This window comes from Dolichospermum sp. UHCC 0406 (assembly GCF_009712025.1).
In the GTDB taxonomy this organism is placed as follows: Bacteria; Cyanobacteriota; Cyanobacteriia; order Cyanobacteriales; family Nostocaceae; genus Dolichospermum; species Dolichospermum lemmermannii.
Window position 1 is genome coordinate 318,423 of sequence record NZ_VILA01000002.1, and the last position, 25,110, is coordinate 343,532.

20 protein-coding genes are annotated in these 25,110 nt (G+C 38.3%); 9 read left to right on the forward strand and 11 right to left on the reverse strand.

What is annotated here, in order from left to right; all coding sequences use genetic code 11:
• Positions 1-20: 20 nt before the first annotated feature.
• Positions 21-1,745 (reverse strand): diflavin flavoprotein, encoded by a 1,725-nt coding sequence (locus tag FJR09_RS03835; protein ID WP_168653023.1) that lies wholly within the window; start codon positions 1,743-1,745, stop codon positions 21-23.
• A 447-nt stretch (positions 1,746-2,192) separates the two neighbouring features.
• Here FJR09_RS03835 and FJR09_RS03840 point away from each other — a divergent pair, with 447 nt between their 5' ends.
• Both FJR09_RS03840 and FJR09_RS03845 read left to right on the forward strand, forming a co-directional pair.
• Positions 2,193-2,669, forward strand: coding sequence for a phosphate-starvation-inducible PsiE family protein (locus FJR09_RS03840; protein WP_148763591.1), 477 nt, complete (start codon positions 2,193-2,195; stop codon positions 2,667-2,669).
• Between the two features lie 258 nt (positions 2,670-2,927).
• Entirely contained in the window at positions 2,928-3,854 is a 927-nt protein-coding gene (locus tag FJR09_RS03845) for a carbohydrate ABC transporter permease (RefSeq protein WP_041457484.1), read from the forward strand.
• 66 nt (positions 3,855-3,920) lie between these two features.
• Here FJR09_RS03845 and FJR09_RS26065 read toward each other — a convergent pair whose 3' ends face one another.
• From FJR09_RS26065 to ruvC, 5 genes are all read right to left on the reverse strand, one after another.
• Complete coding sequence (locus FJR09_RS26065) at positions 3,921-5,297, reverse strand: restriction endonuclease subunit S (protein WP_168653022.1); 1,377 nt, start codon at positions 5,295-5,297, stop codon at positions 3,921-3,923.
• A 346-nt stretch (positions 5,298-5,643) separates the two neighbouring features.
• On the reverse strand, positions 5,644-7,392 hold the full coding sequence (locus tag FJR09_RS03855) for a class I SAM-dependent DNA methyltransferase (protein WP_168653021.1): 1,749 nt from the start codon (positions 7,390-7,392) through the stop codon (positions 5,644-5,646).
• 147 nt (positions 7,393-7,539) lie between these two features.
• The gene (gene tnpA / locus FJR09_RS03860) at positions 7,540-8,016 is read right to left on the reverse strand and encodes an IS200/IS605-like element ISAsp20 family transposase (RefSeq protein ID WP_015078085.1); all 477 of its coding nucleotides are present in this window, start codon (positions 8,014-8,016) and stop codon (positions 7,540-7,542) included.
• Positions 8,017-8,787: 771 nt separating this feature from the next.
• Positions 8,788-11,526 (reverse strand): DEAD/DEAH box helicase family protein, encoded by a 2,739-nt coding sequence (locus tag FJR09_RS03865; RefSeq protein ID WP_168653020.1) that lies wholly within the window; start codon positions 11,524-11,526, stop codon positions 8,788-8,790.
• Between the two features lie 518 nt (positions 11,527-12,044).
• Positions 12,045-12,536 carry a crossover junction endodeoxyribonuclease RuvC gene (gene ruvC, locus FJR09_RS03870; protein ID WP_015078083.1) on the reverse strand — a complete coding sequence of 164 codons (492 nt, stop codon included), beginning with the start codon at positions 12,534-12,536 and terminating at the stop codon, positions 12,045-12,047.
• 190 nt (positions 12,537-12,726) lie between these two features.
• On the opposite strand from ruvC, the gene yvcK reads away from it, so the two are divergent.
• The 3 genes from yvcK to tsaE all read left to right on the forward strand — a co-directional run bounded on the left by yvcK (position 12,727) and on the right by tsaE (position 15,631).
• Positions 12,727-14,100: a gluconeogenesis factor YvcK family protein gene (yvcK, locus tag FJR09_RS03875; protein ID WP_168631817.1), complete on the forward strand. Its 1,374-nt coding sequence runs from the start codon at positions 12,727-12,729 to the stop codon at positions 14,098-14,100.
• Between the two features lie 56 nt (positions 14,101-14,156).
• Positions 14,157-14,999: a Uma2 family endonuclease gene (locus FJR09_RS03880; RefSeq protein WP_168653027.1), complete on the forward strand. Its 843-nt coding sequence runs from the start codon at positions 14,157-14,159 to the stop codon at positions 14,997-14,999.
• A gap of 203 nt (positions 15,000-15,202) precedes the next feature.
• The gene (gene tsaE, locus FJR09_RS03885; RefSeq protein WP_168653019.1) at positions 15,203-15,631 is read left to right on the forward strand and encodes a tRNA (adenosine(37)-N6)-threonylcarbamoyltransferase complex ATPase subunit type 1 TsaE; all 429 of its coding nucleotides are present in this window, start codon (positions 15,203-15,205) and stop codon (positions 15,629-15,631) included.
• 228 nt (positions 15,632-15,859) lie between these two features.
• Here tsaE and FJR09_RS03890 read toward each other — a convergent pair whose 3' ends face one another.
• The 4 genes from FJR09_RS03890 to FJR09_RS03905 form a co-directional block, all read right to left on the reverse strand.
• Positions 15,860-17,116 (reverse strand): hypothetical protein, encoded by a 1,257-nt coding sequence (locus FJR09_RS03890; RefSeq protein WP_168653018.1) that lies wholly within the window; start codon positions 17,114-17,116, stop codon positions 15,860-15,862.
• Positions 17,117-17,119: 3 nt separating this feature from the next.
• Entirely contained in the window at positions 17,120-17,860 is a 741-nt protein-coding gene (locus FJR09_RS03895) for a hypothetical protein (protein WP_168653017.1), read from the reverse strand.
• Between the two features lie 347 nt (positions 17,861-18,207).
• Positions 18,208-19,050, reverse strand: coding sequence for a trypsin-like peptidase domain-containing protein (locus FJR09_RS03900; protein ID WP_168653026.1), 843 nt, complete (start codon positions 19,048-19,050; stop codon positions 18,208-18,210).
• A gap of 530 nt (positions 19,051-19,580) precedes the next feature.
• Complete coding sequence (locus FJR09_RS03905) at positions 19,581-20,924, reverse strand: dihydroorotase (protein ID WP_168653016.1); 1,344 nt, start codon at positions 20,922-20,924, stop codon at positions 19,581-19,583.
• A gap of 284 nt (positions 20,925-21,208) precedes the next feature.
• Between FJR09_RS03905 and lepB the strand changes: the two genes are divergently transcribed.
• Together lepB and FJR09_RS03915 are read left to right on the forward strand one after the other, a co-directional pair.
• Complete coding sequence (lepB, locus tag FJR09_RS03910) at positions 21,209-21,865, forward strand: signal peptidase I (protein WP_015078075.1); 657 nt, start codon at positions 21,209-21,211, stop codon at positions 21,863-21,865.
• Between the two features lie 4 nt (positions 21,866-21,869).
• On the forward strand, positions 21,870-22,655 hold the full coding sequence (locus tag FJR09_RS03915) for an MOSC domain-containing protein (RefSeq protein ID WP_168631858.1): 786 nt from the start codon (positions 21,870-21,872) through the stop codon (positions 22,653-22,655).
• A 125-nt stretch (positions 22,656-22,780) separates the two neighbouring features.
• Here the strand turns inward: FJR09_RS03915 and FJR09_RS03920 are convergent, their stop codons facing one another.
• Positions 22,781-23,413, reverse strand: coding sequence for a bifunctional 4-hydroxy-2-oxoglutarate aldolase/2-dehydro-3-deoxy-phosphogluconate aldolase (locus FJR09_RS03920; protein WP_041458166.1), 633 nt, complete (start codon positions 23,411-23,413; stop codon positions 22,781-22,783).
• 213 nt (positions 23,414-23,626) lie between these two features.
• On the opposite strand from FJR09_RS03920, the gene FJR09_RS03925 reads away from it, so the two are divergent.
• Positions 23,627-23,875 carry a hypothetical protein gene (locus tag FJR09_RS03925; protein WP_015078072.1) on the forward strand — a complete coding sequence of 83 codons (249 nt, stop codon included), beginning with the start codon at positions 23,627-23,629 and terminating at the stop codon, positions 23,873-23,875.
• A 2-nt stretch (positions 23,876-23,877) separates the two neighbouring features.
• Positions 23,878-25,104, forward strand: coding sequence for a murein transglycosylase A (locus tag FJR09_RS03930; protein ID WP_168653015.1), 1,227 nt, complete (start codon positions 23,878-23,880; stop codon positions 25,102-25,104).
• Positions 25,105-25,110: the final 6 nt, after the last annotated feature.

The window sequence follows — 25,110 nt, forward strand, 5'->3', positions numbered from 1 at the left end:
CTGTTCCCTGTTCCCTATTTTTAATAATGATTCCCGACTTTGCGGTGGTGTACTGCTGTCATGGCATCGGGATTGGATACTCTACCGGCGTAAGCTGTACTGTATACTGCCCAATGATCACCACAATCCATGCGGCTAACTACTTCGCATTCTATGTATGCTAGGGCATCTGTGAGGATAGGTGCGCCATTTTCAGCAGGTTGGGTTTTCACACCTTGAAAACGATCTGCACCGGGAGCAAATCTTTTTAAGAAGTGTTTCATTAATGGTTGATAGTTGCCTTCTTCGAGTACATTGAGAACGAAGCGATCGCCTACTTGCATGAGTGATTCTATGGCTCGATCTTTGGCGACGGCAATGGAAAAGCCCAAGGGTTTGAAGCTGGCTTGACTTACCCAGGAAGCTAACATGGCGCTGGATACGTCGGCTTTTTTGGCTGTGATGATATATAAACCACCGCTAATTCTGCCCAAGGCTTTATCTAAATCAGCAGCCAGGGATTTCATGGCTTTGATGCTTTTGTCTCTTGTTACCCATTGTCCCAAGTCTGTCCCCGCTTCTTCACACTTTTTATAAGTGTTAGCTGTGGGTGTTTCCCGAATTTCAATTACGGGAAAAGATAAGTGTAACCCTAAAGCCCGGAATTTATTTAATAGGGGATAGGTGGGTTCATCATCTCCTCCACCGGTTTCAAAAATGCCAATGGCTTGTTTTTCTTTGGCAGAACCTAAAACGGTGCTGAGGGCGGCTTGAATGTTAGAATTGCCTGAAGTTGGGGGCATTCCCACAACTAAGCCTGTACAACGTCCTACCAGTTCCCGCAGTTCTTGTAATTCGTTGACGCTGGCTAAATCTACTATTTCGACAGCGACACCAGTTTTTGTCATCCCGTTAGCAATAGATTGGGCGATGCGATCGCCAAAACCGTACTCGGAAACGTAAAATATTCCTACTGGGGTTTCGGCTTTGGTTTGGCCTTGACTCCAACTGCGATAACGGCCTGTCAATTCTTCCACATTGTGATATAATAGGGGTCCATGTCCGGTGGCAATCATGCGAATTGTTTTCAATTCTGCCATGCGCTTCATAGCGGACAGGACGGAACGGGCATTTGGTCCCATCAAACATTCGTAGTAATATTGAAAATCAGCTTCTATTGCTGCTAAATCGTCATCAAAGGTACTTTCTGAGCAATAATGTAACCCGAAAGCATCGCAGGTGTAGAGAATTTGGGTTTTGTGGTCAAAGCTGAAAATGGTATCCGGCCAATGTAAATTAGGAGCAATGACAAATTCAAATTCATGGCCATTGCCTAAATCTAAGCGATCGCCATTTTTGACAATTTTGCGGTTAAATGGTTGATGTACCATGTCCTCCAAAAACTGAATTGCCACTTTTGACGCAACTACAGTTATATGAGGAGCGAGTTGTAGTAAGTCTTTTACTAAACCGCTGTGATCTGGTTCAGTGTGACTCACAATTAAATAATCAATATCTTGGGGATTAATTAAACCGGTGAGAGTATCAAAATAAAGTTTGCGAAACTTTTCATGGGAAGTATCAACCAGGGCGATTTTTTCCCCCCGAATCAGAAAAGAGTTGTAGGTTGTACCATTTTGTAAACCAAACTCAATATCAAAGCGATCGCGGTCCCAATCCAAAGACCGAATTGCGGTAGTATCTTCACTAATCTCTACAGTATTTATAGTCAGACGCTTTTCTAGTTTCTCGGTAAGCAATACCATAACGCCCCTCTTTAATAAATTGAGTATTTATGCCTTTCTCTTATTGTGGCACAGCTTGAATATTAATTTTTATTAAAAAACATATACCTCAGTTAAGAAAATTAAAACTGTCAACAATCATCCTCAGTCAAAAGACCAACAGCATCTTTCCATAGTCCTAATTGTGGGCAATTCCCGTCTCCATTGGGCATTATTCATAGATAAAATCTTATACTTAATAATGGATAAATCCTATCTACTTAGGTCAGCGGGGCTAACTTGAAGTTAATCAGCTACTGAAGCATCAGTAAAAAAATAGAACCAGGAATTAATTAAAGTTTGAAAGTGGGGGTTAATCTCCTCCTTGATTTGAATTGATAATTACTTATTGTTCTCTGTTCACTTTATTCAAAGTAGTTTAATGGTTAATTATTAAAATAGATTTATCTTTCTGTTCTAGAAAATACTATGCCACAGCGGATAATTATAGAAGTCAATAATTTGTTTAAACGGGATAGAATTGTTCGGAACTTAGAACTTTTTCAGGATATTATTGTTATCTCCCTTTGCGTGAGTTTGTTTTGTGTCATGCTCATTCGCTTAGGAGATATGTTTTTATCATTTTTAAGTCCATTAGATTTACGGCAAGTAACATCTGATATTTTGTTTATTTTGATATTAGTAGAACTGTTTCGGTTGTTAGTTGATTACCTGCAAGAACGGAGTATTTCTGTAGGTGCAGCGGTAGAAATTACGATTGTTTCGGCTTTACGAGAGGTAATTTTACGTGGTGTATTAGAAATTTCCCGCGACCAACTTTTTGGACTTTCTGTATTTCTACTAGTTTTATCAGGAATTTTTCTGGCTTTACCTTGGATGCCTCGTTTATTAGAACAGGTGAAAATTAATCAGCATGAAACAGTAGATACAAAACCAGAATTGTAATTTTATTGAAGAATAGGGAAAAGGATTATTTTACTAATTCCCTATTTAATTTTTGAGTATATTTGCTAAATAGTTTTTGTGCGACTCTGAAATCATACTGATAAAATAATACCTTTGCCATTGCTACGTAACACTGAGGTAAACAATCCAACCTCCAAATCAAGGCTTTTCTCAATTTGGCGTAAGTATTAATCAAAATAACTTTATCTAGACTCCGAAATAAGATACTATAGTTGCTAAAACTTGATCCTCAAATATATGTCTCAATTAACATCAAAACAATGGATTTTAATGCAACAGAGAATAACACCTTATTTATTTTTATTACCAGCCTTAATTATTTTAGCATTAACTGTTTTTTATCCAGCAGTTCAAGCCTTTTATCTCAGTTTTACCAACTATGAAAATATAGGAGATCCTCCTCAATGGATTGGCTGGAAAAATTTCCTGCGTTTATCGAAAGATCCAGTTTTTTGGCAAACATTACAAAATACATTTATTTATCTAATTGGTGTTGTGCCAATTTTAGTATTTTTACCCTTGGCTTTAGCAATTTTAGTCAATCAAAAACTGCGGGGAATGAATTGGTTTAGAACAGCTTATTATACTCCAGTTGTCATTTCCATGGTAGTAGCTGGGATAGCTTGGAAATGGTTATATGCAGAAAACGGATTGCTGAATCAAATTCTCAAAACTTTAGGGATTTTTACCGACGGAATTCCCTGGTTAACAAGTCCTGATAAGATATTGGGAATTGTCCCCATTTCCCTAGCTAGTATTATGGCTGTAACGATTTGGAAGGGCTTAGGCTATTATATGGTAATTTATTTAGCTGGATTACAAGCCATTCCCGCTGATATTTATGAAGCTGCGGCTATTGATGGTTCAGATAGTGTTCGTAAACATTGGGATATTACCTTACCATTGATGCAACCCTATTTAGCTTTAGTGGCTGTAATTTCGGCAATTTCCGCAACTAAAGTTTTTGAAGAAGTTTATATTATGACCCAAGGCGGACCGCTGAATAGTTCTAAGACTATTGTTTATTATTTGTATGAACAAGCATTTGGTAATTTAGAGATTAGCTATGCTTGTACCATTGGTTTGGTGCTATTTTTAATTATTTTAGGGTTATCAATTTTAAGATTAGTTGTAAATCAAGATGGTAATGATTTTAGTGTTTAATATTTAAAGATGAATTTTGCATCAATATCTATTACGATTCATGTACTTGAACGGTAACTAATCTGGCTATTCTAAGCCTGGTAGGGTTAGTTGTAGTGCGTTTATTTGTGGCTGGGTGGCTGGGATAGGAAGGTTTTCCGGTTTATCTGTAGATTTTGGTTTTGGCTGTTGTGGGTGATTTTCTGCGGATAATGCGGATATGTCTAGTTCGTTGCTGTCTGAGGATGTAAGTTCTCCACGAAAGGCGCGATATAGCAGCGTTTGAAATAAATGTTCTGCTTGGCGTTCGGCTTCTCGTTGTTGGGTGCGAAAGCGTTCATGTTTTTGGACTATTTGGGCAAATTTTTCTTGGAGTGGGAGAGGGGGGAGTGGAACAGGTAAAGCTTTTAATTGTGTCATATTAATAGTTGCTAAATTAGTTGTTTGCTTTGAACATTGCAAAAAATATAATTTAGTGTATTGAGTTAAAAGTAATTTTGCAAAAAACTCAGGTAATATGATTTTCCTATTTGTTCTTACTCTAAATATATGATTTTGATGTATGCAATTTTCAATTTGACCATGCCAAATTGCACCACGACCTAATTTATCATAATCACCGCCTTCAGTCATTAAAATATCACCTTTTTGAAGTTTTAATTGTTCTACTTCTTGTGGTAAAGCTTCAATTAATTTTATATCTGTTAAATCAAGATAACCATCCTGTACGTTGGCAACACGCATATATGGAACTTGAACAGTTTGTTTACCATTAAACTTTTGTCCTTTGGTTACTCCTGAAGCAATATCAGCAACATCATCTAAATTTTTAATAAACCAACCCATCGGATTAGTAACAGGATCGCCGAACATTTCCAGAAAGACGGATTGTAGAAAGGTTTCGCTGAGTTGTAGGGAGTAGCGACGGGTTCGACGTAGGCGATCGCATTTTTCCAATATTGCTGCAATTCGCTTTTGTTCTGGTAATGGTGGAAGGGGGATAATACACTCTTTAAGGATGGTAGTATTTAAACCATCCATTATTGCCCCTCTTGACATCTGGGCTAATTGTCTTTTTAAACCTTCAAATCCATTAATTGCATAACAAAGATAAGGCGGATAAACTTTTGATTGATCAACTCTCATGCGGAAAAGATGAGAGTCAATAATTAAAGTATCAATACCATTAGGAACAACCGCAGCACGGCCTATTGTTCCCATTGTTGTAACGACAATATCCCCTGGTTCTAATTTATAATCTGCAAGTTGTGTAAATTTTTCTTGAGTAATAAACTTACGAAAGGAGGATACAAAATGATTTGGTAAAACATTTTCAATTCCAGCAACAGGAATACCAATGTTTACAAGTTCATTTTTTTTAAGTGAGCTTCCAAATGGACCAATTTTAAAAGATCCTCGCGTTGGATGGGCTAGAGTTTCAATTTTTACTTCTTTAAATATCACTTTAATAAACTTTCCAATTAGCGCAATTTTTTCTATTACTATTTAGCCAGGGAATAAATTCCCTGTCTAAAAGCTCAAGTCCGTTAAAACGGACTAAAATTAGATTACCAAAAAATCGGGTTTAATTGCCAAATAAAATTACCATTATTCCCCAAAAAAACAATCAAATCAAAATCCAAATTATATTCAGTCGGTTTCAACCGACTTCAGCTATAAGACAGGGAATTTATTCCCTGGCATTTATTGGCATTTATTGGCATTTATTGGCATTGATTAGCATTGATTGACATTTATTCCCCGGTATTTATTCCCCAACAAAACCGATAAAATGAATAAACCCATAAATCTATAACAACATCTCCAATTCTCGTACCTCAGCGCCCATAACATCCTCCAATTTTAACAACCTTTCTAAAGTCACCTGGGGAATATCATAAAACACCTCATCCTGTTCCACCTGACGATAACGACTTGCAGATAAATCATATTTATTCCCCTTTACCTGCGCCTTAGTTACCCAAAATTGACGATTCAGGCGATTAATTTCATTTTGCAACGGTGAGATTTTTTCATGTAATAACGCCAACTTTTGTTTATCCGTTTCCAAAGCCTGACGAGTTGCTTCATCATCAGCCGGTGCAACAGCATTTTCAAAAGTTAAACGATTAATTTCCTTATGTAATAACAAACGTTCCGCTTTTAAAGGTGCAATTTGCATTTTCAACTCCGCCAAACGTTCCTCATTTTGTTTAGTAACATCAGCATTAAACCGATTTTTCCAACAATCCAAAATATCAGGAATATCGTTTTCTGTCACAGCTTGACGCTTATCATCCAGAGAAAAGCCATCATGCTCCATATCATAGAACCAAACGCGGTCAGTCGTTCCCCCACGAGTAAACAGCAGCACCGCCGTAGACACCCCCGCATAAGGTTTAAACACCCCGCTAGGCATAGAAACCACCCCATCCAAGCGATTTTCTTCTATAATCTTTTTGCGAATCTCGACGTGCGCCTTACTAGAACCAAACAGCACCCCATCAGGGACAATAACCGCACATCTCCCACCCATATCTAAAACCCGCAAAATCAAGTGCAGAAATAACAACTCGGATTTTTTGCTTAAACCTGCCAATTTTGGATGTACATCTGCTGCATCAACCGCACCCTTAAAAGGTGGATTCATTAATACTAAATCGAGGGTATTTTCATCATCAAATCTTTTAGAAAGAGTATCTTTAGCAAAAAACCGAGGCTGTTCAATACCATGCAGCATGAAATTCATTGAACCGATGCGTAACATCGTCATTCCCGAATCATTATCATAAGCTGTAAACGCCTCCGTTTGCAGAAATTCTGATTCTTCTGGTGTGAGTAAATCACCAACTAAATGTTTATTACCTTTTTCATCAAATAATATTTCTGGAGTGGTGTTTTTTTCTAAAATATACTGATAAGCATTAACGGGAAAACCACAAGTACCCGCCGCTAAATCACCAATTCTATCAGTAGGTTTAGGTTCTACCATTTCCACCATCATGCGGATAATATGGCGGGGAGTTCTAAACTGGCCATTGCGTCCAGCAATACTTAATTTATTTAATAAATACTCATACAAATCACCCTGAACATCTTGATTTTGTTCAGAGATTTTCATTTCATCAATGGATTTACAAGCCTCAATTAACAAACTGGGTTTATTAATTTTAAATTCCGCAGTTTGCATATACTCACTAAAGGAACTTTTATCTTCATTAGTTTCTTGCTCGTTTCCTTCCTCAGTTTCTTCCTCGTTGTCAGAATTACCCATTTCTTTCAACCAGGGGAAAACTTTATTTTTGACATGATTTAAAGCATCCTCGGCTTTCTTCTGTGTCCAATTTCGCCAACGCATTTCTGCGGGAATTTTGGGCTGATAATCTTCTTTGCGGCGTTTGGCTTGACGTTCGTTCAAATCTTCGGTTTCGTCTAAGCGTTTGAGGAAGAGGAGAAATGAGAATTGTTCGATAGCATCCATTGGGTTGGATAAGCCTCCTGTCCAGAGTTTATCCCACAGGAGGTCTACTTTTGATTTTAAAATTGGGTCGGTTAGCATTTTTAATTAGGGTTTTTGATTTAATGTAGCTATCTATTTATTTAGTCATTGATTTAGCCGGGGAATAAATTCCCCGTCTTATAGCTAAAGTCGGTTAAAACCGACTAATTATTTTTGAGTTTAATCCGTTTTAAGGGATTTTAGCTTTTAGTCAGGAAATTTATTTCCTGGTATTTCTGGGATTTTAGGTTTTGTTTTATTTTCTGGTGGTTTATCTAAATCTGTTTCTTGTTCTAATAATGGAATTGTGGTTTTATTTTGATGATGTATTTTTTGATTATCTACATAATCAATAGCTTCTTGTAATTGTTTACCTCCTAAAGAAAATACACCATATCCCTCCTGCCAAGCAAATTGTTGTGTTTTACCAAAAGTATGATTATAATGGTAAGCACTACTACCTTTTAAAGTTTTCACAAATTCAGCAATAGACAATTTAGGAGGGATAGAAACCACAAAATGAATATGGTCTTCAATTCCACCAATAGCATGAATTATACACCCTAAATGATCCGCCTTCCCAATTAAATAACCATAAAATTTTTCCTCTACATCATTGGTAATTAAAGGCTCACGTTTTTTCGTAGCCCAGACAACATGATAATACAAGCGCCACAAAGCCATAATGAATTTTAAAAGAATAACAATAAATGTGTAATTATCCAGCCATTCCAGCCAATTCAGCCAGGGAATAAATTCCCTGTCTCAAAGCTCAAGTCCGTTTCAACGGACTCACATTATATTACCAAAAAAATGAATTAAATTAAAAATAAAATTTCCATTATTACCCAAAAATCAAAAAAAGAATCACATAAAAACCCAACTTAGTCGGTTTTAACCGACTTTAGCTATTAGACAGGGAATAAATTCCCTGGCTCTGTTGTCTCTGTCTCACATTATATTACCAAAAAATTGAATTAAATTAAAAATAAAATTTCCATTATTACCCAAAAATCAAAAAAAGAATCACATAAAAACCCAACTTAGTCGGTTTTAACCGACTTTAGCTATTAGACAGGGAATAAATTCCCTGGCTCTGTTGTCTCTGTCTCACATTATATTACCAAAAAAATGAATTAAATTAAAAATAAAATTTCTATTATTACTCAAAAATTAAAAAAGAATCACATAAAAACCCAACTTAGTCGGTTTTAACCGACTTTAGCTATTAGACAGGGAATAAATTCCCTGGCTCTGTTGTCTCTGTCTCACATTATATTACCAAAAAAATGAATTAAATTAAAAATAAAATTTCTATTATTACTCAAAAATCAAACAAAGAATCACATAAAAACCCAACTTAGTCGGTTTTAACCGACTTTAGCTATTAGACAGGGAATTTATTCCCTGGCTATTAAATCTAACTCAATGAATAAATAAATGAACAAATAAATTTTAAGCCGCCAACAATTCCGTAAACGCTAACAAATCATCCACCTCATCATCAGAAAAAAACCTATCAACGGCATTTTTCCCAAACCTAGCCAAAGCCCCCTCATACAAATCAGCCACCTCTAACCTCTGCTTTTGTAAAAACACACTTTGCACAGCCCTTAAAAAATTAATCTGATTAGCATTATACTGGTGTTTGGCAATAAAATCCTCAAATTGACGCTTTACCACCTCATCATAATCTGGTATGGCATCCAAATCTAATAAATGCCGCAAAAACGCCAATAAACTATTAGCCTTTAACCCGTAAGCCTTGCGAATATTCGACTCAGAAAGCTGAATATTACCACCTCCTAAACCTTGGCGTAAAGTTCTTTCTAACTCAATCAATTGCCAATCTGTAACCGCTTCACCTTCCTGAATAGCCTTAATAGTAGGATGAACATCTACAATTTCATTTATTTTTTCCTCAACTCGTTTTTTATATTCCTCCACATAAACTTGTTCACCACCCTCACCCACAGTAATAAAACCGCGAGTAGCCACAAAATCAGCTAAATCTAACTCTAAAAAAATACTAGGGCGTTGTCGCCGATTTTTCATTTCTTCAGCTAAATCATTGATTATCTGATTTAATTCTTTCACCGTTGCATTATTCAACCGTGAAGATAAACATAACTTAATTGCATCTTGTTTTCGTTTATCTTGATGGACAAAATCAGGTAAACGACTCACATCTTCAACAATAGATTGTACAGTATCCGGTTTTGCTCCTTCCGTTTGAATTTCTAATTTTAATCGTTCAACTTTACTTGTAAAAGTTGCTGCTGCTATCTCCACACCTGGCACAAATCGCAAAAGAGGAGCAACTTTAAACCGTAATGACTTCAATTTATCTTTAGTAATGTAATTCCAAAATAAATCTGTCCAAGCTTCTGCAATATCCATATCCAACATCTTCTTTTTGACAGTAAATGAATCTGTCGGAATTTGGGTTATTTGTTCCCGTAAACTTGCAATTACCGCTTGACATTCTGGTGATTCTTGGTCATGTAAATATAACTCCAGCAAATCCAAACGAGTGTTAAAAATGCGTTGAAGTACAGGAATAGTTTGGGCTACTTCTGTTTGTACTTTAGATTCAAATTCATTTTCCCAAAAATCAATAATTAAAAATTCCTGCTTTGTCCGATTTGGCAACCATTCCAACTTTTTACAAGCCTTTTGATTGCGTGTTCCTCGTCCAATCATTTGCCAAAGTTTAATCTGTGATTGAACAGGTTTCATAAACACCAAATTCATCAATTCCGGTACATCTACCCCAGTATCCAGCATATCCACAGAAATAGCAATGCGAGGCATATCATTTTTTTTAAAATTCCCTGTTAGCTTGCCTTTATATTCTGTTTTGTGGGTAATTACTCGCACCAAATCAGAATATTGTGGATACATTTCTTCAAAAGTTTCACATAGCCTAAAAGCGTGTTCTTGAGTTAATGCAAATACAATGGTTTTCGCTGGTAGTTGCCCTGATTCATCTTTATGGCAAACTTCCATAATTTCTTCCCACTGCTTGCGGAGAGTGTCTTTATTACTAACCTTTTTTTCTAAATCTGTACCGGAAAAATCAATATCATCTGGGTCAGTTCCTTGTGCTATCAATACATTCCGTTCTTCTTCTGAAAGTTTCGCGCCTTTAATACCTTCACTTTGAAATTTAGTTTGTGCTTGATAAAGACTAAAATCAACTAAATTTTTCTCTTCAACTGCTTGTTTATAGGTGTAGAGAAAACTAGGAATACCATCAAAACAGTGAAAAGTAATAAATGTATTCCTATCAATAAAATCTGCGGGAGTAGCTGTTAAGCCAATCATCCGCCCATCAAAATAGTCCATTACCTCTTGAAAGAGATTGAAAATAGAACGATGTGCCTCATCAAAAATAATTAAATCAAAAAAAGCTGGACTAAATTTTTTATAGGAATTTCTCAAAGTCTTTTCCACAACAACATACAGCCGTTTAGTTTTATCTATGTTGTAGCTGAAAATGCGATCGCATGGTTCATGGGGTATATGTTCCATAAAACCATCTTCTAAAGCTTGCTTGACTAAATTATCCCTATCAGCAACAAATAAGATTTTCCGACTTTGATTAGCCTTTAAAAATAAGTCAATAATCGCCATTGCGGTGCGTGTTTTCCCTGTTCCCGTAGCCATTACCAATAAAGTGCGGCGTTTTCCTTCATCAAATGTTTCACAAACCCGACGAATAGCTTCCTGTTGATAATCTCTCCCAGCAATTTGGGTATTAATTGGTAATGAACTTAACGCAATTTTATTTTGACGAATATACAGTAAATTTTCTAAATCTGCTGGCGAAAAAAAGCCAGCTACCTGCCGTTTTGCAGAATTTCCCACATCCCAAAAATAAGTTTCCTCCCCATTCGTCATAAACGCAAAAGGGCGGAAACTTTGATGTTTTTCTATTTCTTTAACGTAGTATTCTACCTGGGTTTGGGCAATTTTAGGATCACTGCTTTGGCGTTTTGCTTCCACCACTGCTATAACTTCCCCATTGGGTTGGTACAAGCAATAATCAGTAACACCGTTCCAAGGTTCGGCATGATAGCCATCCACAGGAATTTCTAACCCCACTTGGTGGGGGTCTTTGATGTTCCATCCTGCTAAGATTAAAGCAGGATCAATTAATTGTGTCCTAGTGTTGGCTTCATTCGCTGACATTACAGCATCCTTTAGTACATTCTGCTTTGCAGAGTATTACTGTGCTTATATTTTAGCTATACAGCAACAGTATAGTATGCTTTTTAGCGTTAGCCAACACTCGTAATGTAAAAAATAATAACTAATTCTGTGGGTGTTCTCTTTAACTGGACTAGTAGTCTGTCAACCCGAAAATGACGGGTGAAGGCAAGCAGGGGGAGAAGAGAGGCAGGGGGGCAAGGGAGGGAAGAACAGAAGTTTTTTCCGATCATTACCCGTCAAATTTATTTTGACGAACTACTAGCTTCATTCTAAGATCCACAATTGCGTGTCGCTTCACTTCACGAATTATAGAAGATGGAGATATTGGATGTTTATTAGCAAAAAATCGTGCGATAGCGAAGCGCTGCTGCAAGCAGTTCGCTTGCTATACAAAAGCTCTAAAATCCAGGAATGGCAAATGTTTTTGGAGAGTGACAGGAGAGGGATAGTTTCCCACTTTATTATTCAGTTTCTAACTTTATTCTCTTTATACAATCTTACAACTGGAACGAAGCTGTTAACGCCACCGCTAAAGCATCTGCCGCATCATCCGGCCGAGGAATTTCATCTAAATCCAACTCCCGCATCACAGCCTCTTGCACTTCTGCTTTATCTGCTTTACCATAATTCGTTAAAGCTTGCTTAATTTGGGGAGGTGCAAATTCTACATAAGGAAGCTTACGCTGTCCTAAAACTAACATCAGTACACCCCTGGCTTGTGCTACAACAATGGTATTTGCCATCCGATAAAAAAATAACTTTTCAATTGCCACCAAATCTGGCTGTAAGTCCTCCATCACGCTGTGTAAATCATCAAATAAAATACATAGTCGCTGAGTCATTTCCACATCAGCATTTGTGCGAATTACGCCAAAATCTACCATCTCTACCGTTGTCTCTTGTCCTTTATTTTGACTTTGTTGCCAATTAATTGCCCCAAATCCCACAGTTGCCAGTCCTGGATCTATTCCTAAAATTCGCTTTTTCATCAAATTCACTTTTATTAAATTGGTAAAACACAACGCCGCAAAAGTAAGATAGGTATTTTCCTCAACTGTTGATTCCCTATCCTCCCTGAAATATAAAGGATTAAATCAAACTTATGGTTTTTTCAGTATTGAAAGCAGGTGATGTTAAGTTTCTGTTAAATATTGTTTTTACCAACTTTCCCTATTAAGTATGTTCATCGGTTTTTTGAAACAAGCCATTAATTCGCTACAACTAGAGTCTCACAGTCGCACTTCCCACCGGGTTAACCAATGGTTCAAATGGTTATCCCCTGGATTAGCGGTGAAACGCTGGTTACTTATCACTGTTGGGGGTGTTGTCTTAGCCAGTTTGGGGTTGGCTATTTGGGTAAAATTAACCCCCATTTTTTGGATACTAGAGTTGCTAAAAGGTCTTTTGGGACTCCTTGCGAATATTTTGCCCAACTATATTAGTGGTCCATTACTCCTTCTTTGTGGTGTCCTGTTGGTGCTGTGGGGACAATCCCGCACTGTCGGTTCAATTACAGAAGTCCTCAGACCTGGAGTGAATGAAGAGGAATTAATAGATGTCCTCTTAGCCCACCGTCGCTTATACCGGGGTCCAAAAATTGTAGTTGTTGGTGGTGGAACTGGACTTTCAACGTTACTCAGAGGCTTAAAAACTTATAGTGCTAATATTACTGCTATTGTCACCGTAGCAGATGATGGCGGTTCTTCTGGGAGACTGCGGGAAGAATTTGGCGTTTTACCACCGGGTGATATCCGCAATTGTTTGGCGGCGTTAGCAGATGAAGAAAAATTACTGACGGAATTATTTCAATATCGCTTTCGGGCAGGAGATGGTTTAACAGGTCACAGTTTTGGTAATTTGTTTTTAACTGCCATGACTGATATTACTGGAGATTTAGTCCAAGCGATCGCTGCTAGTTCTAAAGTATTGGCGGTGAGAGGACAAGTTTTACCTGCTACCCTCAGTGATGTCCGTCTCTGGGCAGAATTGACAGATGGCCGCCGCATTGAGGGTGAGTCGAATATTCCCAAAGCTGCGGGAAAAATTGTCAAAATTGGTTGTATTCCTGAAAATCCACCGGCAGTTCCCGCGGCAATTAAAGCCATTCAAGAAGCTGATTACATTATTATTGGTCCGGGTAGTCTTTATACAAGCTTAATTCCTAATTTGTTAGTTGGAGAAATTGCCGATGCGATCGCCGCTACCAATGTACCCCGCATTTATATCTGCAATATCATGACCCAACCAGGAGAAACTGATGGATATAGCGTTGCTGAACATATTCAAGCCATAGATGATGCTTGTGGCAATAGAAGGTTATTCGATGCCGTATTAGTTCATAAAAAAACACCCTCAGCCCAAGCGCTTATCCGTTATGCCCAACAAAACGCCCATCCAGTTTTTTTAGACCGAGAATCTGTCACCCAATTAGGACGGCGAATAGTTCCTGCTAATATTTTATTTGAAGATGAATATGGTGCTGTTCGCCATGACCCCCAAAAACTAGCCAAAGTTTTATTAAAATGGTACAGTGGAGCGCATCACGGGAAGTAAAAACTGGGGACGGGGAAATATATTTCCCCATTACCAATTACCAACCTAACATATTTATGACTTCTTCCATCATTTCTCAAACTGAACCACCCCTTCCCCCTTGGGAAACTTTACCGACAATGTATGATTTACCTAGCGAAAACCCAGAGGAAAAAGGCTTGCCAGACGACTTTCATTTTTTACAACCTTTACTTTTATATTTAACATTTCAGCCAACAACCTGGAGTTCAGAACTTGTTTATAGTGCTGCTGATCTGAATCTTTATTATGATCTGCAAAATCCTTTATGGTATAAACGCCCAGATTGGTTTGGTGTAGTAGGAGTCCCCAAATTATATAATGGTCAAGATTTGCGTTTAAGTTATGTCACTTGGCAAGAACCAGCAAACCCTTTTGTAGTTGTAGAATTATTATCTCCTGGTACAGAAGATGAAGATTTAGGTAATAGGGAAAGTAAGATAGGTAAACCTCCCACAAAATGGGAAGTTTATGAACGTATTTTAAGGATTCCCTACTACATTGTTTTTAGTCGCTACACCAATGAAGTCCGCGCATTTCAGTTAGTAGGTGGTCATTATGAACCTATTAATATGATTGAAGGACGCTTACTAATGCCAGAATTAGGTTTAAGTTTAGGACTATGGCAAGGGACATTTCGAGATATTCCTAAGTTATGGTTAAGGTGGTTCACACTAACAGGAGAATTAATTCCTGAACCAACAGAAGAAGCTATTGCTGCTAATGAAAGAGTTATTCTTGCTGAACAAGAAGCTATTGCTGCTAATGAAAGAGTTATTCTTGCTGAACAAGAAACAATAGAAGCAAAAAGAAAAGTTGAACAACTAGGACAACTGTTGCGTGATTTAGGCGTTAATCCCGATACACTGGATAATGCTTAGAGGTTGTTTAAAAAGTATTATATCAAACCAGTAATCTCCAAAAACCTAACCCCCCTACCCCCCTTCCCTGCAAGGGAATGGGGGTTTTAAAGCCTCTCCCCTTGCAGGGGAGAGGTTTGGAGAGGGGTCAGTCTACACATTCAAAACTTTTCAAACACCCTCTTAGACATTACCAATTACCAATTACCAATTACCAATTATCAATGACTAAAATTTTCCTTCCAGATATAGAAGCAACACAGCAATTAGGTATTACCCTTGGGGAAACTTTGACTGCTGGAAGTGTGATTTTGCTAGAAGGTGATTTAGGTGCTGGTAAAACTACTTTGGTGCAAGGTATTGGTAAAGGATTGGGGATAATTGACTCTATTGTTAGTCCTACCTTTACTCTCATTAATGAGTACCCAGAAGGGCGCATTCCCCTTTATCACTTGGATTTATACCGTCTAGAACCTCAAGAAGTTACAGGCTTGAACCTGGAAAGTTACTGGGAAGGCATAGAAGTAACACCGGGAATTGTCGCCATTGAATGGGCTGAACGAATGCCATATCTACCAGATAGTTACTTAAAGGTATGTTTAACCTATGGTGAAAATGGCAGCCGTCAAGCCGAAATTATTGCTGTAAATTAATTTAATTATGAGGTACGAACAACGGACTTGATATAATTAGAGGATGTTTGAAAAGTTTTTAATGTATAAATAAACCCCTCTCCAAACCTCTCCCCGACGCGGGGAGAGGCTTTGAAACCCCCATTCCCTCGCAGGGAAGGGGGGCTGGGGGGTTAGGTTTTTGGAAATTATTGGTTTCATCTAATACTTTTCAAACAACCTCTTAAACATTCTCCTATCAAAAAAATATTATGGTTTGCGAGAATTAGTATTACTAAATAACCAAGAAAGAAGGTTAGCAACCGTAGCAGCGCCAAAGGAAAATAGGGCGATAATGGCATCACGGGGTAAAACACCATCTAACCAACTACCTTGGATACTAGAAACAGGAAAATCTTGATCTAGTCCAATTTGAATTTGTTTGGTTTTACCAGAAAACCGGGCTTCTATACCTTTTTTATCAGATATTATTTGCAGATTGCGGATAAGTTGAATATTTAACGGTTTATTAGTGTCTTCTCCCATCAGAAACTGATTTTCTTCAATTTCTCGATCCTGTTCTGCCATGCGAATTTTACCTTCGACAATGGTAGATATTTCTAAATCATCTCTCAGGTTGCCACCATTTTTATCTACGTGAGTAAATGTGACATCTTTAGTTTTTATTTTGCCTCTAAACCATTGTTCTGATTCATATTTTGGTGGTTTTGATAAAGTGAGATAAATATTAGTATTTTCTTGAATGTTAAAAGTAAATTCTTTATTATTGGGGTTGACAATAAACTCTAATTGTGCTTGATCATCCTGTGACTTCGGTAAATTTAAACTGGGTATTTTATAACCTTCTATAATAACTTTGATAGGCTGTTCACCTAAATAGATTTCTAAGGGATTGGGATTATTTTGAGAATTGGGAAGTAGAGAAAAAGCTAGTTGCTGACGATAAAAATCATAATTTAGTCTAGCTATTCTTGTTTGGGGTTGTAGTCGTAATTCTTTCAGATTAATTTCGCTTTCTGTACTAGAATTGGCTGGAGTAATAATTATTTTACTTTCTCTGTCTGTAAGTTGGATTTCCAAGGAATTTAATTTATTAATTTCTGGTAAAGATTGACTTTGAAAACTGCCAGTAAAAGTTAATTTTTGCTTACCTTCGGTTTCTAGTTCTTTAATGTTTTTAATATTGCCGATAAAAAGTTTAGGTTGATTATCATCATAAGTAAAACTCATTTCTTGAAAAATAAGATTACCTTCAAATATATGAGTTCCAGGGACAATAGCCGCAATAGTAATAATACATAAAACCACAAGCAATATTATCACCAAGAAAGATGATTTTTGCTGGATTAGATATTGTTTTAGATTTGGCAATTGCTGGAGAAAATTATGATTAATATTATTAATTTTTGTCCGAATTAAACCAGAGTTAGTAATAATAAAGTTCTTAATCTTACTAAATCTGGAATTGTGAGAAGATTTCTGTCTGCCTTTTTGCCGATATCCCATGATTTATTTTAACCAAGTTGGGTTATGTTCAAATACAATGCGTCGTTCAATTCTATCGCTTGGTTCATTACTGCGTTCAATATTAGCGATATAGTGAAGTTGATAGCGTCCTGCTGGGGCGTTACTTCCATCCCATGTAAAACTAATTTCACCGCTATTGGGGGTAGTGCGAGATGTCCTATATACAGGCTGTTGATCTTTTTGATCTGTGAGTGGAAGGATTTTTAAACTGGTAAATTTAACTCGATCTTGAGAATAAAAAACAAATTCATATTTACCAGAAGTTTGTCCTAAAGTAACAGGAACATAGACATTTTGAGAACCCAGGCTATAGGATGCTACAGCGCGGAGTTTATTTGTAGGGATATTGGCTTTTTTAAGAACGTAAGTATCCCAGCTAAAGCCGAAATTTGCACCATTTTTAGATAATAGTAAATCATCTAATTGATAGTGATAATTATCATCCAATGATTTGACTATGACTTGAGGATTTTTACCATCTTTAATGCGGGGAACTTGTAAGGTTATGGTATTACCATAACTGGCAATGTTGCGGGTAGCAATGGAAATTAAACTCAAGCTATTGCCGCTTAAAGGTTCGAGTTTGATGCCTTCACAACGGTTGGGTGGTTGACGGCGGATATAATCTGTAGAACGGGCATTTCCTTTAGGACAAGAGGCAACAGCAGAAAGAGGATTAATGCCGAGGATTAATAAGCTGGCCAGTAGAATTTTATAACTCATGGTTTCGTTAAAGTAAGTGGGCGTTAAAAAATATAATATAAACCTAACCCCCCAACCCCCTTCCCTACCAGGGAAGGGGGAGTCAAAGCCTCTCCCCTGGTAGGCTACAGTGTACACACATCTCTAGAAAAGATGCTAAACGTTATTCGATCCCCCTAAATCCCCCTTAGAAAGGGGGACTTTGAGAAACTTAGCCCCCCTTTTTAAGGGGGGTTGGGGGGATCTGAAGCCTGTGTGGCAACTCTAGAAGACTTGTGTGTACACTGTAGACTAGGGAAGGGGAGTCAAAGCCTCTCCCCTCGTAGGGGAGAGGTTTGGAGAGAGGTATTATATTTAATTTTGCCAAGTTAGTTACTTAAAGTAATTTTCCAGATGGACAATTGTTTTTTAACTACAGATATAGGATAGGCAAAATTTTTGGTTTCACCTGATTTTCGGGCATAAACTACGCCTATAAGCCGATTTTCTGAGTCTATCACGGGACTGCCTGAATAACCAGGTTTAAGTTCGGCCTCCGATATTTGTAATTGTTGGTTCTGATAATTGATTTTTCCTGATTTTACAGACCATGATTTATCTTCACCTCTTTGGGCATCATGACCGATAATTTGAATAGGCATTGCGGGGTTGATGGTAGTAGACATTGATAAAGGTTGGATGTCTTCTGGTAGTTTACCGCTAACTTCCAAAACAGCTAAATCGAGTTCATCTGTAGGAGTCTTTTGGAATAATTTGGCATTCCTCCTCATTCTGACTTTACCTGTTGGTGGAGAACTGAAAAACTCCACTTGAATATTTTCACCCTGTTCATTGCCATCAAAAATTACATGACGATTGGTGAGAATTAATGTCCGGTTGGCATCTTGCTGGATAACTACACCAGTACCAACCTCAATTCCTTGACGTTGACTGTTAGAAAACTTGGCAGTAATGAGGACGACAGAACGTTTAACAGGTAAATTGGGGTCATTTTTGGGCAAAAATCCCATATCGTTTTCTACACTGGCTAGTTTATTTTGTTTTTCAGTCCATAATTTTCGTGCTTCTATATTATTGTTACTGGCATATATATAATCGGGGTCAAGTTCTTCGGCTTTGTCGAAATGTTTTATAGCTTCTTCAAACTTTTCTTGCTGTTGAAATACTAAACCTAAAGTGAGCAATAAAATACTTAATATCCGATTTCGCATAATAATATTATATATTTGCCAGAATTTGATGCTTTAATCTTAATTTAAAACAAAGAATTTACGCAGCATATACGCAATATTATCATAATAACCACAATAATGGAACAGAATTATACTTTACAAGGTTAGGAAATAGACTTTTGTAAGATTACAAAAAACCTGTAGGTGTAGGGGTTTCAATGGTGTCAACTTAATTTAAAAATAGCTGATCTGTTGGCTTCCACAACCGCCAGGGAATAAATTCCCTGTCTCATAGCTCAAGTCCGTTAAAACGGACTCATAAATTTTCCGAGTGTTTAGAGGATGTTTGAAAAGTTTTGAATGTATAAATTGACCCCTCTCCAAACCTCTCCCCGACGCGGGGAGAGGCTTTGAAAATCCCATTCCCTGGTAGGGAAGGGGGCAGGGGGGTTAGGTTTTTGGAGATTATGGGTTTTCTCGTTAAGTTAACACCAATGAAGCTCTTGCTTTACCCCTACCGATGGAATCGAATAATTAAGCGCAATCTACAAAGATTTTTAGCTACCTTGTCACCCGTTAAAAGTTAAAGCTTGTCCACGAACTTGTGTATTTAGCTGACCATGATAGCGAAGCGCTCCGTAGGAATCATAAACAATTTCCCCGCCGACAATTGTTGTTACAGGCCAACCTGTTAAATTCCAACCTTCAAAAGAACTCCAACCACACTTGCTGACAACTTCTTCCCGTTTAACTTCATGGTAATTTTTTAAATCTACCAAAACTAAATCAGCATCATAACCGGGAGTAATTTCTCCCTTATTGGCAATACCATAAGCTACAGCGACCGCTTTAGACATCCATTGCACAACTTGGGCAACAGTACATTTTCCATCCATAGCAGCGGTTAACATTAAAGGTAAAGAAGTTTCTACACCGGGCATTCCTGAAGGGGTATTTGGGTAAGTTTGGGATTTTTCCTCCAGAGTGTGGGGGGCGTGGTCAGTGGCAATAAAGTCAATGATACCATCACGTAGAGCTTGCCAGAGAACTTCATTATCATGGGGCGATCGCAATGGTGGATTCATTTGCGCTAAACTACCAATAGTTGCATAAGCATTAGTATTCAAAAGTAAATGTTGTGGTGTTACCTCTGCCGTCACCCAACTTGGTTTATCCTGACGTAGTAACTCCGCTTCCTCGGCTGTTGACATATGTAGAATATGTAACCGACGTTGATATTTCTTAGAAAGTTTTAACGCCAATTGGGTAGCTAATAATGCCGCTTGATTATCTTGAATTTGGGAATGAACAGCCAAATCTGTAATCCCCGCAAACTCCTGTTTTCGTTGCTTAATTCTCTCTTGATCTTCCGCATGAACAGCAATTAAACGGCTTCCTTGGGCAAAAATCGCCTCTAGAGAGTCTTCTTGGCTCACCAACAAATCTCCGTGCATGGACCCCATAAAAATCTTAATTCCCGGTGTCGGCTGGGCAGAGAGTAAATCTGGTAGATTATCAGCCGTAGCCCCAATAAAAAAGCCATAATTAACCAAGCACTTCTGGGCAGCCCGTTGTAACTTATCATCTAAAGCTGATTGGTTGATTGTCAAAGGTCTTGTATTCGGCATTTCCAGAAAGGAAGTAACTCCCCCTTTAGCGCAAGCACAACTGGCAGTAAACAAGTCTTCTTTGTATTCTAGTCCTGGTTCACGGAAATGCACCTGGGGGTCAATCACACCAGGCAACAAAGTTAAACCTTGTGCGTCAATCTCACGGGTAGGTCTGGCATTAGTGATTTCTTGTCCTACTTGGGTTATGTGCCTTCCTTCTATCAACACATCCCCAATCATTGACTCACCATTGGGTAAAATAATTTCAGCGTGACGAATCAGTAAACTTTGTGGATTTGACATGGATTTAAGATTTTTCGGGATAAAGGAACTATTTATGGATGATAGATAACTTTTTCTTTAAGGTAAACTTAATCTGCACCAAGAACCCTTAATTTTGGGTTTTGTGTTAAAAAATGTTTATCATCAAGTAAGCTAAAAACCTGAATGTTTGTAGCTGACAACAGAAAGGCACTAGATTTTTTTACTTTATTTAACTGTCATCTGCTCCATCTGGTTAAGATTAATAATATCAAGTCTATCTGTCTGAGTTCAATACTAGTCTCCTAACATACTTCAACAATTTCATGCAAAATCAAGCGTCTGATAAAAACTCTAGTCAAGAACCTGATAATTCCTGGATAGTAGAGCTAGGTAAAACGATGATCTTGAGTATCTTTCTGGCTCTAGGAATTCGTACCTTTGTTGCCGAAGCCCGTTGGATTCCTACTGGTTCTATGGAACCAACCCTCCATGGTGTCAAAGACCAGTGGCTGGCAGACAAGATTATTGTTGATAAAGTGAAATATAAATTTGCTAACCCCGAACGGGGAGATATAGTCGTATTTTTACCGCCACAAGAAATCCAGAATAATCCTGAACGGGAAGCATTTATTAAAAGAGTAATTGGTTTACCTGGGGAAAAAGTAGAACTCAGAGAAGGGAAAGTATATATAAATAGCCAGCCTCTACCGGAAAATGTTTACCTATCCTCTTCTGTGCGGACTTTTGTTGAAGCTTGCAATAGTAGCGGACTCCAACCTCCTTTTTTGGCTAAACCGGAAATTATTCCCGCAAATTCTTACTTAATGCTCGGTGATAATCGTCCTAACAGTTATGATGGGCGTTGTTGGGGTGTTGTTCCCCGAAAAAATATGATTGGTCGGGCTGTAGCTCGTTTTTGGCCACTTGATAGAATGGGTGCAATTGATAAAGCTCCTGCTTATTCATCTCCAAAACCATGAAATGATGCCATATCTAGCCAAGATTTTGCTATATCCAATTAAGTCGCTAGATGGTATAGAAGTAGAAAAGGCGACTATTCTCGACCGTGGCGCACTTGAGTATGACCGGGAATTTGCATTTTTTGACGCAGAAAATAAGTTTGTCAATGGTAAACGTTATCCAAAAATCCTTTTGTTGCGTTCAGAGTTTTCCCTAGAACAAAGACTGGTAAAGTTGAAGTTTCCTGGTGAAAACTCAGAACAGGTTTTTCATTTAGATCAACAACGTCCAGCATTAGCCGCAGTTGTCAGCGATTTTTTGGGTTTTCCTGTGCAACTACAGCAAAATACCGCCATGGGTTTTCCTGATGATACAGTTTCACCAGGAGCAACGGTAATTAGTACAGCAACTTTAACGGAGGTTGCGTCCTGGTTTTCTGGTATCAATGTTGATGAAATGCGGCGGCGAATGCGTGCCAATATTGAAATTGATGGTGTCCCAGCATTTTGGGAAGATGGGTTATTTGCTGCTAGTGGGGAAACAGTACCCTTTAAACTGGGAGATATCCAGTTTTTGGCAATTAACCCTTGTCAACGTTGTGTAGTTCCCACACGCGATTCTTACTCAGGGGCAGTTTACCCAAACTTTCAGAAAATATTTGGGCAAAAACGCCAAGCAACTATGCCCGCTTCTGTAAATACAGGGCAATTTAATCATTTTTATAGATTGAGTGTGAATACCAGAGTTCCCATTTCGGAAGCGGGGAAAATGATGAGACTTGGTAATAGGATCGAAATATCTTATTTCTGAATAACCACCTTACTTACAGCAGATTTCGCTCTAATGAGATACAAACTTGAATTATGAAACTCTTGTAGTGCGGGCATCTTGCCCGCTACATAAGTACCTCATCACACCGGAAAGTGCTGTAACTACTATTGTAACCTCTGCATGAGGGTTTTTGCTTGTTGACTGATTGCTTGCCAATTTTTCTGTAACACTGATGCTTGCGGAAATAATTCGCTACTCAACCCTACGGCTACCGCACCAACTTGCAAAAAATCTTTGGCATTTTCTAATGTCACCCCACCAGTAGGTATTAAGGGAATATGCCCAAGAGGTCCTTGTAAACTTTTGATATAGCTAGTTCCTCCCACTGATTGCACGGGAAACACCTTCACACAACTTGCTCCATAATTCCAAGCGGTAATAATTTCTGTCGGTGTCAATGCACCGGGAATAATCGGAATATTTTTGGCTACTGCGGCTTGAATCATTTCGGGATCAGTGTGGGGACTGAAGAGAAATTGCGCCCCACAAGCGATCGCATCTTCTAACTGTTGGACATTAAATAACGTTCCTGTCCCAATCATACAGTTAGGTAATTTGGCGCGGAGTTGGGAAATTAATTCGGGTGCATGATCGCTATTCCAGGTAATTTCAATTAACTGCATTCCCCCAGATGCTACAGCTATGGCCATTTGCTCACCCCATACCATTTTTGGGGCGCGAATCACCGCGATCGCTCGGTGTATTTTTAACTGTGATAACCAAACTTGATTAGACATTTTTACTGTGACTTGTAACCAAGAGGTCAAAAACCTCAAATATAAACATAACCTAGGAACAGGATCAAAACATTCCATCTTGCTGATTCACCGAAAATTATCAGGAGAATGCCGGAAACTTAAAACTTAGGAACGCAAATTTAGCCCTGAGACTGGCAAAGTGGTGTAACGTGGTGAACAATGGAGTAGCTGTATCTTTAGTCATGTAAATTTATGCCCAGAACTCCGAGTGAATATGCTGTCTTCCTGCTCTTAGACAATGGACATCGGGAAGAAGTGCGCTTTCCTACTATTCAAGAATTTCAAAAGTGGTATAGCGGTGAGCTTGTGCCAAAGTCAGCTTCTCATGATTTTATTAGCGTACCGATTAAAAATATTCAGGGAGAATATATGGTGGTACGTCCGTCTAAGATTGCAGGGATTCGAGTAGAACCAATTTTTAATTCCAGTATTGAAAGATAAAAATGAGAAAAAACCTTACTTTGCTTGCTTTAAGTCTGGGAATTGCCTTGATAAATCCACTTTCGTCAGTTGTCGCTCAAGCTCCTAATTCGCAGCCAGTTACAATCCCAGTCACGCCTGAAGTACCACCAGCAGTATTACCAGCCCTCGAACCTATTAATTTAGAAACTGTTTGTACGCCCCAAAATTGCCTGGGTTTGGACGAACAACTTTGGGGTAAACAAGGTGATAAACAAGCATTGTTAACCTCTATAGATAACAGTTTGCGCTATTTGGCAACCAATAAGGCGATCGCTATCTATCAAACTTACCCAATCAAGGAAATTACCCTAAATCGGGTGCAGCGGAGTTTGCTACGCTTTCGACAACTGGTTGTTAGTTCTCAGTCAGCGGCAGAATTACAAGCTGCTGTGCGCCGGGAATTTGTCTTTTACCAGTCTGTAGGCAACGATGGTAAGGGAACTGTTAAGTTCACTGCTTATTATGAGCCTGTGTATACTGCCAGCCGTGTCAGGACTTCTGTATACAAGTATCCTCTTTATCGTCTGCCACCGGATTTCCAGAAATGGCCAAAACCTCATCCTAAAAGGATTGATTTGGAAGGCAAGAATGGGTTGCTGGGGGATAAAAGCAGGTTGCGAGGGTTAGAACTTCTGTGGTTTAGCAATCGTCTAGATCCATACATGGTTCATATCCAAGGTTCAGCCCAAATTAAATTAACCAATGGACGCAGAACATCCGTTGGTTATGCTGGAGGAACTGATTATGCTTGGACTTCCATTGGTAAAGAACTGGCAAAAGATGGCAAACTACCACTTAGTGGTTTAACTATGCCTAAATTAATTACTTATTTTCGCCAACATCCCAAGGAGTTAAGTAATTATTTACCCCGTTGGGAAAGATTTGTTTTCTTTGCAGAAACTAACGGTACACCAGCGACGGGTAGTATTCTTGTTCCTGTCACTGCGGAACGTTCCATTGCTACAGATAAATCTCTCATGCCACCAGGTGCATTAGCCCTAATTATCAATTCATTTCCTTATCCTACTAATGGTGGCAAACTGGAATCTCGTCTAGTTAACCGTTTTGTCTTAGATCAAGACACAGGTAGTGCAATTAAAGGACCAGGAAGAGTTGATTATTTCATGGGTTCTGGTCAATTAGCAGGCGATCGCGCTGGTATTTCCGGCGGTAACGGTTTACTATTCTATTTATTACTCAAAGAATAGGAGTCA

What these genes read in the sequence shown, in the direction of transcription:
- FJR09_RS03840 (WP_148763591.1), top strand. Translation starts at nt 2,193, where the DNA reads ATGCCACAGCGGATAATTATAGAAGTCAATAATTTGTTTAAACGGGAT.
- FJR09_RS03900 (WP_168653026.1), bottom strand. Translation starts at nt 19,050, where the DNA reads ATGCGAAATCGGATATTAAGTATTTTATTGCTCACTTTAGGTTTAGTA.
- tsaE (WP_168653019.1), top strand. Translation starts at nt 15,203, where the DNA reads ATGACTAAAATTTTCCTTCCAGATATAGAAGCAACACAGCAATTAGGT.
- ruvC (WP_015078083.1), bottom strand. Translation starts at nt 12,536, where the DNA reads ATGAAAAAGCGAATTTTAGGAATAGATCCAGGACTGGCAACTGTGGGA.
- FJR09_RS03890 (WP_168653018.1), bottom strand. Translation starts at nt 17,116, where the DNA reads ATGGGATATCGGCAAAAAGGCAGACAGAAATCTTCTCACAATTCCAGA.
- FJR09_RS03865 (WP_168653020.1), bottom strand. Translation starts at nt 11,526, where the DNA reads ATGTCAGCGAATGAAGCCAACACTAGGACACAATTAATTGATCCTGCT.
- FJR09_RS03915 (WP_168631858.1), top strand. Translation starts at nt 21,870, where the DNA reads ATGCCATATCTAGCCAAGATTTTGCTATATCCAATTAAGTCGCTAGAT.
- FJR09_RS03905 (WP_168653016.1), bottom strand. Translation starts at nt 20,924, where the DNA reads ATGTCAAATCCACAAAGTTTACTGATTCGTCACGCTGAAATTATTTTA.
- FJR09_RS03880 (WP_168653027.1), top strand. Translation starts at nt 14,157, where the DNA reads ATGACTTCTTCCATCATTTCTCAAACTGAACCACCCCTTCCCCCTTGG.
- yvcK (WP_168631817.1), top strand. Translation starts at nt 12,727, where the DNA reads ATGTTCATCGGTTTTTTGAAACAAGCCATTAATTCGCTACAACTAGAG.
- FJR09_RS03930 (WP_168653015.1), top strand. Translation starts at nt 23,878, where the DNA reads ATGAGAAAAAACCTTACTTTGCTTGCTTTAAGTCTGGGAATTGCCTTG.
- tnpA (WP_015078085.1), bottom strand. Translation starts at nt 8,016, where the DNA reads ATGGCTTTGTGGCGCTTGTATTATCATGTTGTCTGGGCTACGAAAAAA.
- FJR09_RS03845 (WP_041457484.1), top strand. Translation starts at nt 2,928, where the DNA reads ATGTCTCAATTAACATCAAAACAATGGATTTTAATGCAACAGAGAATA.
- FJR09_RS03920 (WP_041458166.1), bottom strand. Translation starts at nt 23,413, where the DNA reads ATGTCTAATCAAGTTTGGTTATCACAGTTAAAAATACACCGAGCGATC.
- FJR09_RS03895 (WP_168653017.1), bottom strand. Translation starts at nt 17,860, where the DNA reads ATGAGTTATAAAATTCTACTGGCCAGCTTATTAATCCTCGGCATTAAT.
- FJR09_RS03855 (WP_168653021.1), bottom strand. Translation starts at nt 7,392, where the DNA reads ATGCTAACCGACCCAATTTTAAAATCAAAAGTAGACCTCCTGTGGGAT.
- lepB (WP_015078075.1), top strand. Translation starts at nt 21,209, where the DNA reads ATGCAAAATCAAGCGTCTGATAAAAACTCTAGTCAAGAACCTGATAAT.
- FJR09_RS03835 (WP_168653023.1), bottom strand. Translation starts at nt 1,745, where the DNA reads ATGGTATTGCTTACCGAGAAACTAGAAAAGCGTCTGACTATAAATACT.
- FJR09_RS03925 (WP_015078072.1), top strand. Translation starts at nt 23,627, where the DNA reads ATGCCCAGAACTCCGAGTGAATATGCTGTCTTCCTGCTCTTAGACAAT.